Source organism: Streptacidiphilus sp. MAP12-33 (genome assembly GCF_041261265.1).
Taxonomy (GTDB): Bacteria; Actinomycetota; Actinomycetes; order Streptomycetales; family Streptomycetaceae; genus Streptacidiphilus.
In genome coordinates, this window is record NZ_JBGCCA010000033.1 from 1 (window position 1) to 15,611 (window position 15,611).

At 71.1% G+C, this 15,611-nt stretch carries 15 protein-coding genes; 7 read left to right on the forward strand and 8 right to left on the reverse strand.

Going from position 1 to position 15,611, the window contains the following annotated elements; genetic code table 11:
* From ABH931_RS28370 to rfbB, 3 genes are all read right to left on the reverse strand, one after another.
* Nucleotides 1-353 (reverse strand): thiamine pyrophosphate-dependent enzyme (locus ABH931_RS28370; protein WP_370119180.1); only part of this gene is annotated, 353 nt, incomplete at its 3' end.
* Nucleotides 343-2,223, reverse strand: a complete 1,881-nt coding sequence (locus ABH931_RS28375) for a 2-oxoacid:acceptor oxidoreductase subunit alpha (RefSeq protein WP_370119183.1) — start codon at nt 2,221-2,223, stop codon at nt 343-345. The genes ABH931_RS28375 and ABH931_RS28370, both read right to left, overlap by 11 nt.
* The gene (gene rfbB / locus ABH931_RS28380) at nt 2,220-3,203 is read right to left on the reverse strand and encodes a dTDP-glucose 4,6-dehydratase (RefSeq protein WP_370119187.1); all 984 of its coding nucleotides are present in this window, start codon (nt 3,201-3,203) and stop codon (nt 2,220-2,222) included. The genes ABH931_RS28375 and rfbB overlap by 4 nt, the downstream gene beginning before the upstream one ends.
* Nucleotides 3,204-3,365: 162 nt before the next feature.
* On the opposite strand from rfbB, the gene ABH931_RS28385 reads away from it, so the two are divergent.
* On the forward strand, nt 3,366-4,169 hold the full coding sequence (locus tag ABH931_RS28385) for an antibiotic biosynthesis monooxygenase (RefSeq protein ID WP_370119190.1): 804 nt from the start codon (nt 3,366-3,368) through the stop codon (nt 4,167-4,169).
* 103 nt (nt 4,170-4,272) lie between these two features.
* Here the strand turns inward: ABH931_RS28385 and ABH931_RS28390 are convergent, their stop codons facing one another.
* From ABH931_RS28390 to ABH931_RS28400, 3 genes are all read right to left on the reverse strand, one after another.
* A complete protein-coding gene (locus ABH931_RS28390) occupies nt 4,273-5,127 on the reverse strand; it encodes a BTAD domain-containing putative transcriptional regulator (protein WP_370119192.1) in 855 nt (284 codons plus the stop codon).
* Nucleotides 5,128-5,304: 177 nt separating this feature from the next.
* A complete protein-coding gene (locus tag ABH931_RS28395) occupies nt 5,305-5,712 on the reverse strand; it encodes a universal stress protein (RefSeq protein ID WP_370119195.1) in 408 nt (135 codons plus the stop codon).
* A 3-nt stretch (nt 5,713-5,715) separates the two neighbouring features.
* Nucleotides 5,716-7,119, reverse strand: coding sequence for an NDP-hexose 2,3-dehydratase family protein (locus tag ABH931_RS28400; RefSeq protein WP_370119198.1), 1,404 nt, complete (start codon nt 7,117-7,119; stop codon nt 5,716-5,718).
* Between the two features lie 204 nt (nt 7,120-7,323).
* On the opposite strand from ABH931_RS28400, the gene ABH931_RS28405 reads away from it, so the two are divergent.
* Together ABH931_RS28405 and ABH931_RS28410 are read left to right on the forward strand one after the other, a co-directional pair.
* On the forward strand, nt 7,324-7,575 hold the full coding sequence (locus tag ABH931_RS28405; protein ID WP_370119200.1) for an acyl carrier protein: 252 nt from the start codon (nt 7,324-7,326) through the stop codon (nt 7,573-7,575).
* Between the two features lie 8 nt (nt 7,576-7,583).
* A complete protein-coding gene (locus tag ABH931_RS28410; RefSeq protein WP_370119203.1) occupies nt 7,584-8,375 on the forward strand; it encodes an SDR family NAD(P)-dependent oxidoreductase in 792 nt (263 codons plus the stop codon).
* A 71-nt stretch (nt 8,376-8,446) separates the two neighbouring features.
* On the opposite strand, the gene ABH931_RS28415 is transcribed toward ABH931_RS28410, so the two are convergent.
* Both ABH931_RS28415 and ABH931_RS28420 read right to left on the reverse strand, forming a co-directional pair.
* Complete coding sequence (locus ABH931_RS28415) at nt 8,447-9,673, reverse strand: cytochrome P450 (RefSeq protein ID WP_370119206.1); 1,227 nt, start codon at nt 9,671-9,673, stop codon at nt 8,447-8,449.
* A gap of 42 nt (nt 9,674-9,715) precedes the next feature.
* Nucleotides 9,716-10,318: a dTDP-4-dehydrorhamnose 3,5-epimerase family protein gene (locus ABH931_RS28420; protein WP_370119209.1), complete on the reverse strand. Its 603-nt coding sequence runs from the start codon at nt 10,316-10,318 to the stop codon at nt 9,716-9,718.
* Nucleotides 10,319-10,428: 110 nt separating this feature from the next.
* Here ABH931_RS28420 and ABH931_RS28425 point away from each other — a divergent pair, with 110 nt between their 5' ends.
* The 4 genes from ABH931_RS28425 to ABH931_RS28440 are packed head-to-tail and all read left to right on the forward strand — an operon-like array spanning nt 10,429 to nt 15,599.
* Nucleotides 10,429-11,580 carry a nucleotide disphospho-sugar-binding domain-containing protein gene (locus ABH931_RS28425; protein WP_370119211.1) on the forward strand — a complete coding sequence of 384 codons (1,152 nt, stop codon included), beginning with the start codon at nt 10,429-10,431 and terminating at the stop codon, nt 11,578-11,580.
* A gap of 28 nt (nt 11,581-11,608) precedes the next feature.
* Nucleotides 11,609-14,116: an excinuclease ABC subunit UvrA gene (gene uvrA, locus ABH931_RS28430; RefSeq protein WP_370119214.1), complete on the forward strand. Its 2,508-nt coding sequence runs from the start codon at nt 11,609-11,611 to the stop codon at nt 14,114-14,116.
* Nucleotides 14,117-14,130: 14 nt separating this feature from the next.
* Nucleotides 14,131-15,180, forward strand: a complete 1,050-nt coding sequence (locus tag ABH931_RS28435; protein WP_370119217.1) for a Gfo/Idh/MocA family protein — start codon at nt 14,131-14,133, stop codon at nt 15,178-15,180.
* Nucleotides 15,177-15,599 carry a cupin domain-containing protein gene (locus tag ABH931_RS28440; RefSeq protein WP_370119220.1) on the forward strand — a complete coding sequence of 141 codons (423 nt, stop codon included), beginning with the start codon at nt 15,177-15,179 and terminating at the stop codon, nt 15,597-15,599. Before ABH931_RS28435 ends, ABH931_RS28440 begins: the two co-directional genes overlap by 4 nt.
* Nucleotides 15,600-15,611 lie beyond the last annotated feature (12 nt).

Here is a 15,611-nt window from a genome sequence, read left to right on the forward strand (position 1 = left end):
AGGTTCACGTTGCGGCGCAGCGCGTGGATGAGGTGGTTGCCGCCGATGGAGAGCGCGTCGCCGTCGCCGGTGATGACCCACACCGACAGGTCCGGCCGCGAGGACGCGAGGCCGGTGGCGATGGCGGGGGCGCGGCCGTGGATGGAGTGCATCCCGTAGGTGTTGAGGTAGTACGGGAAACGGGAGGAGCAGCCGATGCCGGAGACGAACACGATGTTCTCCCGCGCGATGCCCAGCTCCGGCAGGAAGCCCTGCACGGCGGCCAGGATCGCGTAGTCACCGCACCCCGGGCACCAACGCACCTCCTGGTCGGACTTGAAGTCCTTCGCCGTGAGGGTGAGCTCAGTGGGCATCGAGGTTCTCCTTGATGACGGCGGCGAGCTGGGCCGCCTTGAACGGCATGCCGCTGACCTGCGTGAACGAGCGGGCGTCGACCAGGTACCTGGCCCGCAGCAGCAGCGCGAGCTGCCCCAGGTTCATCTCCGGCACCAGCACCCGCTCGTAGCGGGCCAGCACCTCACCCAGATTGGCCGGGAACGGGTTCAGGTACCGCAGATGCGCCTGGGCGACGCGCCCGCCGTGGGCACGGACCTCGCGGATACCGGCGGCGATCGGGCCGTAGGTGGAGCCCCAGCCGAGGACGAGGAGCGTCGCGTCGCCGCCCGGGTCGTCGACGGTGAGGTCCGGGACGGTGATGCCGTCGATCTTGGCCTGGCGGGTGCGGACCATGTGGTCGTGGTTGGCCGGGTCGTAGGAGATGTTCCCCGTCCCGTCCTGCTTCTCGATCCCGCCGATCCGGTGCTCGAGCCCCGGCGTCCCCGGCACCGCCCACGGGCGCGCCAAGGTCTCCGGATCCCGCAGGTAGGGCCAGAACGACCCGTCCTCGCGGTTCGGCTCCGTCGCGAACTCGACAGTCAAGTCGGGGAGTTCGCCGATCTCGGGGACGCGCCACGGCTCGCTGCCGTTGGCGAGGTAGCCGTCGGAGAGGAGGAAGACGGGGGTGCGGTAGGCCAGTGCGATGCGTGCGGCTTCGATCGCCATGGTGAAGCACTCCCCCGGCGTGGCAGGCGCCACGATCGGGACGGGAGCCTCGCCGTTGCGGCCGAACATCGCCTGGAGCAGGTCCGCCTGCTCCGTCTTGGTCGGCAGCCCGGTGGACGGCCCGCCGCGCTGGATGTCGACGACGACCAGCGGCAGCTCCTGGGAGACGGCCAGCCCGATGGTCTCGGACTTCAGTGCCACACCGGGCCCGGACGTGGTCGTCACGCCCAGCGAACCGCCGAACGCCGCACCCAGCGCCGCACCGATCCCGGCGATCTCGTCCTCCGCCTGGAACGTCCGCACCCCGAAGTTCTTGTGCCTGGACAGCTCGTGCAGGATGTCCGAGGCCGGCGTGATCGGGTAGGAGCCGAGGAAGAGCGGAAGCTGCGACTGCCGGGAGGCGGCCACGAGGCCGTACGCCAGCGCCAGGTTGCCGGTGATGTTCCGGTACCGGCCCGGCGCGAACGCCTTCGCCGCCGGGGCCACCTCGTACGAGACCGCGAACGACTCCGTCGTCTCCCCGTAGTTCCACCCCGCCCGAAACGCCAGCACGTTCGCCTCGGCGATCTCCGGCCGCTTCGCGAACTTGCTCCGCAGGAAACCCTCGGTCCCCTCCGTCGGACGGTGGTACATCCAGCTGAGCAGACCGAGCGCGAACATGTTCTTCGCCCGCTCCGCGTCCTTCCGCGCCAGCGACGTGTCCCTCAGCGCCTCCACCGTCAACGACGTCAGCGCCACCGGATGCACCCGGAACCCCGCCAACGACCCGTCGTCCAACGGATCCGCCGACCAGCCCACCTTCGAAAGCGCCCGCTTCGTGAACTCGTCCGTGTTCACGATGATCTCCGCACCCCGCGGCAGATCCCCCAGATTCGCCTTCAACGCCGCCGGATTCATCGCCACCAGCACATCCGGAGCATCCCCCGGCGTCAGAATGTCATGATCCGCGAAATGCAACTGAAAACTGGACACCCCCGGCAGCGTCCCCGCAGGCGCCCGGATCTCCGCCGGGAAATTCGGCAACGTCGACAGATCATTCCCGAACCCCGCCGTCTCCGACGTGAAACGGTCACCGGTCAACTGCATCCCGTCACCCGAATCACCCGCGAACCGGATCACCACACGATCCAACCGCCGCACGGGCTTGAGCTCGAGCGTCCGCTCCGAAAGGGTCGCGGTCACGAGGTCACCTCCAGCACATCCTTGACCGACCGCCACCAGGGGCGGTTCTCCCGGTACCAGGCCACGGTCGCGGCCAGGCCCTCCTCGAACGGGACCTCGGGCGCGTAGCCGAGCTCCTCGCGGATCCTGCTGTCGTCCAGTGAGTAGCGCAGGTCGTGGCCCTTGCGGTCGGCGACGTGGCGGACCGACTCGGGGCCGGCGCCGCACAGGTCCAGCAGCAGCGCCGTGATCTCGCGGTTGGTCCGCTCGTTGCCGCCGCCGATGTTGTAGACCTCGCCGCCGCGGCCGCGGGTCAGCACCAGCTGGATCGCGCGGCAGTGGTCGGCGACGTGCAGCCACTCGCGGACGTTGGCGCCGTCGCCGTAGAGCGGCACCTGGCGGCCGGTCAGCAGGTTGGTGACGAAGAGCGGGATCAGCTTCTCGACGTGCTGGTACGGGCCGTAGTTGTTGGAGCAGCGGGTGACCGAGACGTCCAGGCCGTGGGTGCGGGCGTAGGCGAGGGCGATCAGGTCGCTGCCGGCCTTGGAGGCCGCGTAGGGCGAGTTGGGCGCGAGCGGCCACTGCTCCGTCCACGAGCCCTCGGCGATCGAGCCGTAGACCTCGTCGGTGGAGACGTGGACCACGCGGGACACCCGCCCCGCCAGCGAGGCCTCCATCACGTTCTGGGTGCCCAGGCAGTTGGTCCGCACGAAGTCGGAGGCGTCGGCGAGGGAGCGGTCCACATGGGACTCGGCGGCGAAGTGCACGACGAGGTCGTGGCCGGGGACGAGGTCGAGGAGGAGCTCCCGGTCGCAGATGTCGCCCTGGACGAAGGCCAGGCGCGGGTGGTCGGCGGGGAGGTTGGCCCGGTTGCCGGCATAGGTCAGCTTGTCGAGGACGGTGACCTCGGCATCTGCATAGCCGGCGTACTCACCATCCAGGATCGACCGCACGTAGTGCGAGCCGATGAAGCCGGCGGCGCCGGTGACGAGGATACGCATGCGGCCATGGTGCGCGGCCCCGCCTCGAACTCCCCTACACCGCCGGTCGATCCGTCGTGCGGGCGCGAACGCTCGATCCGCCTTCCGCCGGTGGTCGAGGGTCCCGGAGCACCGTGGGCGGGAGACCGTGAAGCGAGCGAGCACAGGGACAGGGAGTACCCCATGACTGAACCCACGACGGTTCCGGACGTGCGCAAGACGGTGACGGTCGACGTCCCCGTGGAACGGGCCTTCGCGATCTTCGCGGAGCGTCCGCTGGAGTGGTTCCCCGAGAAGCACGTCTTCGTGAAGGACCGGGTCTCGCTCACCATCGAGCCCCGGGTGGGCGGCCGCTACTACGAGGTCGGCGCGGACGGGACCGAGATCGCCTGGGGCACCGTCCTGGAGTGGGAGCCGGGCAAGCGGATCGTGCTGACGTGGCGGGTGGGCCCCGGCTGGCAGCCGATCTACGACGACGAGCGGGCGAGCTTCATCGAGGTGGACTTCGAGCCGGCGGGGCCGACGAGCACCCTGGTGGCACTGACCCACAGCAACCTGCACCGGCACGGCGAGATCGCGCGGGGCATCCACGCGGCGCTGGACGGTCCGAGCCCGGGTGAGACGCTGGCCCGCTTCCACCAGGTGGTCGCCCGCTACGGCGGCGCGCCCGTCGGCTCCGCCGCCCCGGCGGGCCCGGTGACGCTGGTCAACCGGTTCACGCTGACCTCCTCCGCCGAGGAGTTCGAGGCGGTGTTCGCCTCGACGTCGGCCTTCTTCGCCGAGCAGCCGGGGTTCCTGGAGCACACCCTGCACCGGCGGATCGACGACCCGGCCTCCTACGTGAACATCGCCCGCTGGGCCGACCACGCCAGCCTGCGGGCGGCGGTGGCCCGGCCGGAGTTCGCGCCGCACTCGGCGGCGCTGCGGGCGCTGGCGGTGTCCAGCCCGGAGATCTTCTCACCGCTGCTGCGCACCGTGGCCGGTTGAGGGACGGCGTTGGGGGACAGCGACGACGGCCGGGCGTGGACGGGTCGGACCCGCTCCACGCCCGGCCGTTCGCTGTGCGGTGGCTCCACGGGGAGCCACCGTCTCACCTGGTCGGGCCGGCCACGATGCCGGCGCCGGTCGCGAGCGGGCCCCCGGTGGTGAACGGACCGCCCGGCATCGACTGTCCGGGGAAGTCGAGCGTGGGCTCGGAGGCCAGGATCGCGTGCTGCAGCTTCTGCAGCCGGGCCGAGGGCTCCAGCCCCAGCTCCGCGGCCAGTTCCGAGCGCACCTGCTGGTAGACCTCCAGCGCGCGCCAGCGCTGTCCCGACCGGTACAGGGCGAGCATGAACTTGGCGCAGAAGTTCTCGTGCATCGGGTTCTTGGCCACCAGCATGGCCAGCTCGCCGAGCAGCATGTGGTGCCGGCCGAGGTGCAGTTCGGCGTCGATGCGGGTCTCCAGCAGGCCGAGCCGGCCCTGCTGCAGTCTCGTGGACTCGATGGCCAGGTGCATGCCGCGCACCACGTCGACCAGGACCTCGCCGCTCCACAGGTCCAGCGCCTGGCTGGCCAGCCGGTACGACTCGACGTGGTCCCCGGCGCCCGAGGCCTTGTTGGCCTCGTCGACCAGGCCCTCGTAGAGCTGGGCGTCGACCATCACCGTCTCGGGCGCGAAGAGGTAGCCGTTGTAGCGGGTCAGCAGGACGTCCTTGGCGGAGCCCGACAGGACCACCCGGCCGATGAGCCGGCGCAGCTGCAGGATGTAGGTCTGCAGCGTGGTCAGGGCGCTGCGCGGCGGGTGTTCCCCCCAGATCTCCTCCACGAGGGTGGAGACCGAGACCACCTCGCCGGCGCGCAGCGCCAGCAGGGCGAGAACCTGCCGCGGTTTGGCGGCGGTGGGCGCGATGTCCCGGCCCCCGCCGGTGGCCTCGAGCGGCCCCAGTACCTTTATTTCCAGCAACGTGCCTCCAGGTGGATGCGGCCGTGTTCACGGGCTGTGTTGTTTGGCGCTCGGGGATATGGGCCTACGGGGTTCCCATTGAAGATTGCAGGACAAACAGGGGTGCCCGTTAGTGCCGCGATCACCGGTTTCGGGTGAAGTTCACAGGTGCCCGTGTGCGAAATTCACAGTCGGGCCTCACACGATCAGCACCTTGGTGTCCGGCGGAAAGACGCGCAGCCCGAGGACCTTGGACGCGTGCCGCCAGCGGCTGCGTCCGAGCACGATCCAGCCGGGCCGGTGCTGCCGGACGCGGGTGGCCACCGCCTCGCTGGTCTCGCCGTAGGCGGTGTGCAGGGACCAGACCAGTGGGCTGTCGGCCAGCAGCGCGCCGGCCTTGAGCAGGGCCTCCAGTTCGAGGTCCATCGAGTCGAACTCGGCACCGAGGGCGGCGTCGAACATCAGCGTCCAGGGACGCCGCACGACCAGCAGCAGGACGAGCGGGCTGCGCTGCTCCTCGGCCAGGCGGGCGGCCCGGAGCACCAGCGCGTCGTCGACCGTCCACATCACCGCGACGACCGGCGGGTGGAGCTCTTCGCAGCCCATGGCTCAGAGGGAGTTGAGGCAGGCCACCAGCGTGCGGGCCTGGACGTTGACGTACTGGCTGTGCCGCAGCAGCCCGGACAGCTGCTCCTGGCTCACCCACGCGTGGTCCGCCGGCAGCGGCCCGTTCGCGCGGTCGTCGGCGTCGACGATCAGGTAGCGGCTGACCGCGTTGCGGAACCGGCCGCCCTCCTCGGCGTGGAGCGCGTCGAAGCGGATGCGGGCGGGGTCGGCGTCGCGGATCTGGGCCAGGAACGGCGAGGTCTCCTCGTCGAGCTCGTCGCCGTTCATGCACTGGACGGTGGGGCCGAGCTCCACGGCGTCCAGGAAGCCGCCCTCGGCCCTGGCCTTGGTCAGCACGTGCGGGACGCCGTCGAACTCGCGGACCAGGAAGGCCGCGAGGCCCTGGCCGACGGGCTCGATGACGGGCTGCGTCCAGCTGCCGACCTCGCGGCGGCCGGCCCGCACGTCGATGGCGATGACGCGGAAGCCCTGGCCGTCCTCGCGGCCGATCTGGTCGAGGTCGCGGCGCCAGCCGGGGAGGCCGCGCAGCGGTACCCGGGTGGCCGCCATCTCGCTTTCCGTGCGCCGGTCGGTGAACCAGCTGAGCAGCTCGGCGGTACTGGAGACGGCCTGCTCCGGGTCCGCGTCCGCCGGGCGGGCCGGCGGCAGGCAGGACAGCACGGTGCGGGAGTCCATGTTGATCACGTTGTCCCGGGCGAGCAGCGCGTGGATCTGGCCGAGTGTCAGCCAGCAGAAGTCAGGATGGGGACGGACCTCCTCGTCCGCCCCCACCTCGACCAGCATGTTGCGGTTGCGCTTGTGGAAGAACCAGTCGCCGTGCTCGGACTGGAGCACGTCGGCGACGACGCGGCCGCGGCCCGCGCCGACGAAGTGCTCCAGGTAGGTCACCGGCGCGCCCTGGTGGACGCCGGTGTAGTTGCTGCGGGTCGCCTGCACGGTCGGCGACAGCATGACCGGCCGGGGGTTGCCCGGCTCCATCTTGGCCTGCATCAGGAAGTGCAGGACGCCGTCGAACTCCTTGGCCAGAATGCCGAGGATGCCGACCTCGGGCTGGTGCAGGATCGGCTGGTAGCGCGCGGTGCCCCCGCCGGCGGCCTCGCTCAGGCGCAGGCCCTCGACCGAGAAGAACCGGCCGCTGTCGTGCACCAGGTTGCCGCTGGCGGTCACGCCGTCCTCGAAGTGCCAGCCGCGCATCTGCGCGAACGGAATCCGTTCGATGGCGAACTCCTGGACGGCGTCGCGTTCCGCGAGCCATCCGTCGAATTCGTCGAGGGCGAGGTGGGCGCCGTCGAGACGGGCCGCGGAGGCGGCCAGCCGGCCGGCGAGTCCCGGGTCCTCCCTCGGCCGCAGTTCTTCTCCCAGTTGCAGAGTTCCCCTCGGCTTCACAGCAAACACCCGGCCCACCCCATCCCGTTCGTTCGAATTCGGTCCGCTTTTTCGAAACAGCGTGTGGTGGGCGACTCGCATACGGGCAGCAGTCACGCTCGAGCCCTGGTGGGCCCGCCGCAGTTCCAGGCGGACGCGAGCCCGTTCCGAGTCCCGCGGCCGAGCCTTCCGGATACGGACCAACCACGACAGGGGAGCTTCACCATGGCTGCACTGACCATCGACGGGCTGAAGGACATCCTGCGGATCAGCGCGGGCGAGGACGAGTCCGACCAGCTCACCGGCGACATCGCCGAGACCTCCTTCAGCGAACTCGGCTACGACTCCCTGGCTCTGCTGGAGACCGCCGCCCTGATCAAGCGCGAGTACGGGGTGGACATCACCGACAACCTGGAGAACCTCGGCACCCCGCAGTCCCTGACCGACTGGGTCAACGCCCAGCTCACCGCCGCGTGACCGGCGCGATGTCCAAGGACACCGGCGCCCGGCGGGTGGCCTTCGTCACCGGGGCCAGCAGCGGGATCGGGCTGGCGGTGACGCGGACCCTGGCCGAGCAGGGCTTCGCCGTCTTCGGCGTCGCCCGCGACGCGGACCGGCTCACCGAGGTCGTCGCGAAGCTCACCGCCGAGGGCCTGGAGGTGGCCGGCGGCGCGTGCGACGTGACCGACGCGGTGAGCGTGCGCGACGCCGTCGCGGCCGCGGTGGCGCGGTTCGGCCGGATCGACGTGCTGGTCAACAACGCCGGACGGGGTGGCGGTGGCGAGATCGCCGACCTCGACGAGCAGTTGTGGCTAGCGGTGGTGGAGACCAACCTCAACGGCGTCTTCCGGGTGACCAAGGAGGTGCTGAAGAACGGCGGCATGGGCGCCGACGGCTACGGACGCGTCATCAACATCGCGTCCACCGGCGGTAAGCAGGGCGTCATCTACGCCTCGCCCTACTCCGCGTCCAAGCACGGCGTGGTGGGCTTCACCAAGGCCGTCGGCCTGGAGCTGGCCACCTCGGGCATCACCGTCAACGCGGTCTGCCCCGGCTACGTCGAGACGCCGATGGCGGAGCGGGTCCGGCAGGGCTACGCGGGCCACTGGGGCATCACCGAGGCGGATGTCCTGGAGAAGTTCAACGCCAAGATCCCGCTGGGCCGTTACTCCACCCCGGAGGAGGTGGCGGGGCTGGTCGCCTACCTGACGACCGACACCGCGGCGTCCATCACCGCGCAGGCGATCAACGTCTGCGGCGGACTGGGGAACTACTGACCGGCCGGGAACAGCGCGAAGGGAGGGGGTGCCGGCGGGCACCCCCTCCCTTGTGCGTGGCGTGCGGGTCGTCACCACTTCACGGGCAGCGACCAGACGCCGTAGACGACCGAACCCTCCTTGGTGCGGATGGACTCGAACGGGACGGCCATCTCCAGCGTCGGGAACCGCTCGATGATCTTCACGATGGCGATCTCCAGCTCGACCCGGGCCAGGTCGGCGCCGATGCAGTAGTGCGCGCCGTGGCCGAAGCCGAGGTGGCGGCGGGTGCCGCGCTCCAGCAGCAGCTCCTCGGGCTGCTCGAAGACGGTGCCGTCGTGGTTGGCGGTCTGCAGCAGGCAGAGCAGGCCGTCGCCCTTCTCGATGGTGACGCCGTCGATCTCGATGTCCTCCAGCGCGACGCGCGGCACCGCCAGGTCGCCGATGGTGATGTAGCGGACCAGCTCCTCGATGGCCGGGCCGATCAGCCGCTCCGGGTCCTCGCGCAGCGCGGCGAGCTGCGCGGGGTTGCGCAGCAGCGCCATGGTGCACAGCGAGATCATGTTGGCGGTGGTCTCGTGGCCGCCGTTCATCAGCAGCCGGCACAGGTTCACCAGGTCGCGCTTGGTGTACTCCTCGCCCGACTCGCGGTAGGCGACGATCGCGCGGCTCAGCAGGTCGTCCCCGGGCTCGGCCTCCTTGAGGTCGACGAGCTTCTCCAGGTAGCGGCCGACCTCGACCATGGCCGCCTGCCGCTGCTCCTGGGAGCTGTGCCCGCCGAGCAGGTTGGTGCCGTGGGTGGCGAAGAAGTCGTGGTCCTCGTAGGGGACGCCGAGCAGCTCGCAGATCATCGTCATCGGGACCGGCAGCGAGACGATCTCGTGCAGGTCGGCGGGCGAGCCGGCGGCCTCCATCACGTCCAGGCGCTCGTCGACGTTCTTGGCGATCTTCTCGCGCAGCTGCTGCACCCGGCGGTTGGTGAAGGTCACCGCGGCCTTGCGGCGGGTGGTGGTGTGCTCGGGGGCGTCGTAGCCGATGAACGAGGTCTCGGTGCGGAACTCCGGCGGGGCCTGGAAGTAGAACGGGAAGTTGTCGTGCTTGCGCGAGGAGCTGATCCGGGGGTCGGTCAGCAGCTGCTTGATGTTCTCGTAGCCGGTGACGGCCCACACCTGCAGGCCGGTGATCAGGGTGACCTTGGTGATGGACCCCTGCTGCATCATCGGCCCGTACTCGCTGGGCATCGAGAACGGGCAGGCCCGCTTGTAGGGGAAGACGGACTGTTCGGTCTCGGTGGAGGCGTCGACGGTGGGCACGGACATGGGTTGGTGCTCCTTGTCGGATGAGGTTCGAAGAAGTGAGGCTCAGACCAGCTGCCGGCCGTAGTGCGCCACGCACTGCGCATAGGTCGGCAGGATGCCCAGCTCGACGGCCTGGGCCAGGGTCGGGGCGCGCAGGTCCTTCTCCGCCACGACCGGGTCGTCGTCGGCCAGGCACCACGGCAGGCCGAGCTCCGGGTCGAAGGGGTTGATCTCGAAGGGCGTGCCCGCCACGTAGGGGGTGTCGAAGACGTAGCTGACGCAGCTGTCGTCCTCCAGCGAGATGAACCCGTGGGCCATCCCGTCGGGGATGAAGACGGCCGTGCCGGGGCCCGGCTCCAGCAGGTTGATGTCGTAGCCGCCGAAGGTCGGCGAGCCGATCCGGACGTCCAGCACGATGTCCATGACGGCACCGCGGACGCAGGTGACGTACTTGGCCTGGCCGGGCGGCAGCACCACTCCGTGCATGCCGCGCAGCACGTTGCGGTGGTTGACGGAGAAGTTGGTCTGCACCGGCTGGAACACGTGACCGGTGACCTGGGTGAACTCCTCGGCGCGGAACGACTCGAAGAAGGCGCCCCGGTCGTCTCTGTGGATCCTGGGCCGGATGCGGTAGGCGTCGCAGACGGCCATCTCCTCGATCTCCATGGCGGGCGAACCTACGCACACCGGCTCGAGCCGCGCCGCAGCGGCGCTGGTGACACGGCCCGGCGCCGGGCTCGAGTGGGGTTCGAGCGGGCGCTGCTGCCATGGGCCGCATGAGGATTCTGGTGAGCACCGGCCCGAGCTACGGGCTCTACTGCCCTGTCGTCCCGATGGCCTGGGCCCTGCGGGCGGCCGGCCACGAGGTGCTGGTGGCCGCGCCAGAGGGTCTGGCGCCCACGGCCAACGGCTCCGGTCTGCCCTTCATGCCCACCTACGGCCCGATGCACATGGCCGAGGTGATGGCCCACGACCGCGCGGGCAACCCCATCGTCTTCGCGCGCGAGGAACCGCAGATGCTGGAGCAGGCCGGGCGCGGCTTCGGCCGCCTGGCCGCCCGCAACCTGCCGGGCCTGCGCAAGGTCGTCGAGCAGTGGCGCCCGGACGTGATCATCGGGGAGCCGCACAGTTACTCGGCCGCGATAGCGGCGCAACTGCACGGCATCCCGTGGGTCGAGCACGGCGTGGGCCTCGGCTACTTCCGTGAGATGGACAAGCACGGCGTGGCCGAGCTGGAGCCGGAGCTGACCGAGCTGGGCCTGGGCGGCCTTCCCGAGCCGGACCTGGCGCTGGAGCCCTGCCCGTCCTCCCTGCTGCCGGAGTCGGGCGCGCGCGGCCACGCCATGCGCTACGTGCAGTACGACCCGCCGGCCACGGTGCCGTCCTGGGCCTTCGACCGCCACGAGCGCCCCCGGCTGCTGCTGACCCTGGGCACGGTGGCCCCGGCCGCCGGTGGCGCCCGGGTGCTGCGGGAGCTGGTCAACCTGCTGCCGCGCCTCGGCGTGGAGCTGCTGGTGGCCGTCGCGAACGACATCGTGCCGGAGCTCGGCCCGCTGCCCGACGCGGTCGTCGCGGCCGGGTTCCTGCCGCTGGCCTCGGTGCTGCCCTCCTGCGACCTGGTGGTCCACCACTGCGGCGGCGGCTCGACCATGGCCGCGATCCTGGCGGGCCTGCCGCAGCTGCTGGTGCCACAGCCGATCGTCGCCGAGCAGTACGACAGCGCCCGCCGGGTGACCGCGTACGGCTCCGCACGGCAGCTGGTGGGGCAGCCGATCGACCCGGACGCCGTGATGGAGAACGTCCGCGCGCTGCTGGAGGACGAGACGTACCGGACCAAGGCCAGGGCGTTGCGCGCCGAGGTGTCGGCGATGCCGTCGCCGGCCTCCCTGGTGCCGCTGATCGAGGAGCTCGCCGCCGACGCGCGGTGAGACCCCCGCAAGGAAAGAAGGAAGAGGCATGGACGGAACGACGGGCCGCACCGATCTGCTGCCCGAGGCCCTGGTCGTGCGCGGCGCGCGGGAGCACAACCTGCGCGACGTCGACGTCGACCTCCCGCACCGGAGTCTGACGGTCTTCACCGGCGTCTCCGGTTCGGGCAAGTCCTCGCTGGCGTTCGCCACCATCTACGCCGAAGGGCAGAGACGCCAGCTCCAGTCCATGTCCACCTTCGCCCGGCAGTTCATGCACCAGATGGACAAGCCGGACGTCGACCACGTCGCCGGGCTCTGCTCCGCCGTGGCCGTCGACCAGCGCTCCTCGGCCTCCCGCAGCCCCCGCTCGACGGTGGGCACCGTCACCGAGGTCTACGACCTGCTGCGGGTGGTCTTCGCCCGGATCGGCCACCCGCACTGCACCGTCTGCGCGCTGGAGCTGGTCGAGAACGCCTGCCCCGCGGGCCACGACACCCGCCTGCCCGAACTGACCAACGGCGCCTTCTCGTTCAACCTGCCGTTCGGCCAGTGCACGGCCTGCCAGGGTGTCGGCACGCGGCTGGAGGTCGACACCTCGACCCTGGTCGCCGACCCGGCCCGCTCGCTGCTGGAGGGGGCCATCACCCCGTGGCGGCCCACCTTCACCGAGCCGGAGCGGATGAAGGCGCGGGCGGTCGCCGTGCTGGAGGGCGAGTCCGAGACCACGCCCTGGCAGCAGCTGACCGCCGAGCTGCGGCAGAAGCTGCTGTACGGGACCGAGATCAAGGTCCGGGCGCGGAAGTTCGACAAGCCGAACGACCCGGTCAAGGACGTGGTGTTCACCGGCGTCGTGCCCTGGCTCTACGAGCGCTACCGCAAGTCCGGCGGTGAGAACTTCGGGCAGTTGGAGAACTACATGCGCCCGGCGCCGTGCACCGAGTGCGGCGGCGGACGGCTCAACCCGGCCCAGCTCGCGGTACGGGTCGCCGGCCGCGGCATCGCCGAGGTGACCGCGCTGCCGGTCACCTCCTCGCTCGCCTTCTTCCGGGAGCTGGCGGTGACGCCGCGCGAACGCGCCGCCGTCGCCCAGGCCGTGGACGAGATGGTGCAGCGGCTCAGCCACCTGGAGCGGATGGGCCTGGAGTACCTGACCCTGGACCGCCCGGCGCGCACGCTGTCCGGCGGCGAGTCGCAGCGGATTCGGCTGGCCGGGCTGCTCGGCACCGACATGTTCGGCCTGCTCTACGTGCTGGACGAGCCCACCACCGGGCTGCACCCCAAGGACGTCGAGAAGCTGGTCGGCACCCTGCGGGCGCTGCGCGACCAGGGCAACACCGTGCTGGTCGTCGAGCACGACCACCAGATGATCCGCACCGCCGACTGGGTCGTGGAGCTCGGCCCGGCCGCCGGGGAGCACGGCGGCGAGCTGGTCTTCGCGGGCCCCGTCGCCAAGCTGCTCGTCGACGAGGCCTCGCCGACCGGCGGCTACCTCTCCGGCAGCCGCGCCATCGCGGTCCCCAAGGCCCGGCGCGCACCGCGTCAGGACCGCCGGATCGCCGTGTACGACGCCCGCGAGAACAACCTGGCCGGCTTCGACGTGGACTTCCCGCTGGGCACCTTCGTCGCCGTCACCGGCGTCTCGGGCGCGGGCAAGTCGACGCTCGTCGACGACATCCTCTACCCGGCCGTCGAGGCGGCCCTGGGCGGCGAGGCACCGGCGCCGGGCGCGCACGGCCGGATCGAGGGCCTGCACCACGTGGACCGGGTCATCAAGGTCGACCAGGCGCCGATCGGCCGCTCCGGCCGCTCGACCCCGGCGACGTACACGGGTGTCTTCGACTCGATCCGCAAGGTCTTCTGCGCGACGCCGGAGGCGAGGAAGCGCCGGTACAAGCCGGGCCGCTTCTCCTTCAACTCCCCCGGCGGGCGCTGCGAGACCTGCACCGGCGACGGCTCCATCCGGATCGAGATGCAGCTGCTGCCCGACGTCTTCCTGCTCTGCGAGACCTGCAACGGCACCCGCTACAACGCGGAGACGCTGGAGATCCGCTACCGCGGGAAGACCATCGCCGAGGTGCTGGACCTGCCGATCGAGGAGGCACTGGCCTTCTTCGAGGGCGAGCCGGCCATCGAGGTGCCGCTGCGGGTGCTGGACGAGGTCGGCCTCGGCTACCTGCGCCTGGGCCAGCCCGCCACCACGCTCTCCGGCGGCGAGGCGCAGCGCGTCAAGCTCGCCAACGAGCTGCAGCGGCGGGGCGGCACGCACACCCTCTACCTGCTGGACGAGCCGACGACCGGCCTGCACGCGAGCGACGTGGACCGGCTGCTGTCGGTCCTGCACAGCCTGGTGGAGAAGGGCCACACCGTCGTCGCGGTCTCGCACAGCCTGGACCTGGTCAAGACGGCGGACTGGGTCATCGACATCGGCCCGGACGGGGGCGACGGCGGCGGCGAGCTGGTGGCCGCGGGCACGCCCGAGCAGGTGGCGGCGCACCCTGCCAGCCACACCGGGCGCTTCCTGCGCGACGTGCTCCCCGCGGCCGCGGGGTCCTGACCGAAGGAGATCCCGTGACCGCCGACCCGGTTCGCATCGGAGTGCTGGGCTGCGCGGACATCGCCCGGCGCCGCGTGGTCCCCGCGTTCGCGGCGGACCCCGGCAGCCGGGTGGTGGCGTTCGCCAGCCGCGCCCCGGCGAACGCCCGCGCCCTGGCCGAGCGGTACGGCTGCCGCGCCGCGCCCGGCTACCAGGCCCTGCTGGACGATCCGGAGGTGGAGGCGGTCTACGTGCCGCTTCCGGTGGCGCTGCACGCCGAGTGGATCGAGCGGGCGCTGCTGGCCGGCAAGCACGTGCTCGGCGAGAAGCCGCTCTCGTGCTCGCCGGAGACCACCGAGGCGCTGTTCGCGCTGGCGGAGATGCGCGGGCTGGTGCTGGCGGAGAACTTCATGTTCCCGTTCCACCACCAGCACGCGCGGGTGCGGGAGCTCGTCGCCTCCGGGGCGATCGGCGAACCGCGGTCGTTCACCGGCGAGTTCACCATCCCGCCGCCGGCACCCGGCAACATCAGGTACCGGCGTGAGCTCGGCGGCGGCGCGCTGTTCGACATAGCCGTGCACCCGCTGCTGGCCGCCGTCCTCCAGCTGGGCCCCGGCCTCACCGTGCGCGGCGCGGCGCTGCACCGGCATCCCGCGCACGGCGTGGACGACGGCGGCTCGGTGCTGCTGGCCACCCCCGAGGGCGTGACCGCGCAGATCGTCTTCGGCATGGACCACGGCTACCGCTCCGCCTACGAGCTCTGCGGCAGCGAGGGACGGCTGCTGGTCCCCCGCGCCTACGCGCCGCCGGCGGACCACCGGCCCGTGCTGCGGATCGAACGGGCCACCGGCGTCGAGGAGTTGCCCCTCGACGCGGACGACCAGTACCTGGGCGCGGTGAGCGCCTTCAGCCGCGCCGTGCACCGGGCGCGGACCCACCATCCGGCAGACGACCAAGCCGGGCGCAGGGATCTCTCCCTGACCCTGGCGCGACTGGTCGCGCACGTTCCAGCCGTGGACGAGGCCGCTTCCAGCGCCTCCGGGGAGCCTGCTGACACCAGGAACGACCCGAAAGAGGTCCTATGAACACCGGCGTGACCGACAAGCTCAGCTGCGAACGGATCCCCCGCTTTCGCGACGTCATACCTGGCGACGGTCCGGGCAGGCTCTCCTCCCCGGCCGGCGATCTCGTCAGGTTCGCCAACGGCGAGAACACCTACCAGTTCGCCGCCTACTGGGACTGCCTCCCCGGCGGACCCTGCCGCGGGAACCACTACCACCTCGACAAGACCGAGGTGATGTACGTGATCTCCGGCGAACTCCGGGCCGCCTACTACGACCTGGACACCGACCAGCGCGTCGACACGGTGCTCGTGGCGGGGGACCTCGTCATCGTGCGACCGCGGCTGGTGCACAGCTACATGGCGCTCAGCCCGACCCAGGTCGTCGAGGTGGCCAGCACCCAGTACAACCCCGGCGACACCCACCCCTACGTCCTGTTCTGAGCCCTGGCGGGC

Coding starts and splice junctions, on each gene's coding strand:
- ABH931_RS28425 (WP_370119211.1), top strand. CDS start 10,429: ATGAGGATTCTGGTGAGCACCGGCCCGAGCTACGGGCTCTACTGCCCT.
- ABH931_RS28395 (WP_370119195.1), bottom strand. CDS start 5,712: ATGGGCTGCGAAGAGCTCCACCCGCCGGTCGTCGCGGTGATGTGGACG.
- ABH931_RS28385 (WP_370119190.1), top strand. CDS start 3,366: ATGACTGAACCCACGACGGTTCCGGACGTGCGCAAGACGGTGACGGTC.
- ABH931_RS28420 (WP_370119209.1), bottom strand. CDS start 10,318: ATGGAGATCGAGGAGATGGCCGTCTGCGACGCCTACCGCATCCGGCCC.
- ABH931_RS28410 (WP_370119203.1), top strand. CDS start 7,584: ATGTCCAAGGACACCGGCGCCCGGCGGGTGGCCTTCGTCACCGGGGCC.
- rfbB (WP_370119187.1), bottom strand. CDS start 3,203: ATGCGTATCCTCGTCACCGGCGCCGCCGGCTTCATCGGCTCGCACTAC.
- ABH931_RS28440 (WP_370119220.1), top strand. CDS start 15,177: ATGAACACCGGCGTGACCGACAAGCTCAGCTGCGAACGGATCCCCCGC.
- ABH931_RS28405 (WP_370119200.1), top strand. CDS start 7,324: ATGGCTGCACTGACCATCGACGGGCTGAAGGACATCCTGCGGATCAGC.
- ABH931_RS28415 (WP_370119206.1), bottom strand. CDS start 9,673: ATGTCCGTGCCCACCGTCGACGCCTCCACCGAGACCGAACAGTCCGTC.
- uvrA (WP_370119214.1), top strand. CDS start 11,609: ATGGACGGAACGACGGGCCGCACCGATCTGCTGCCCGAGGCCCTGGTC.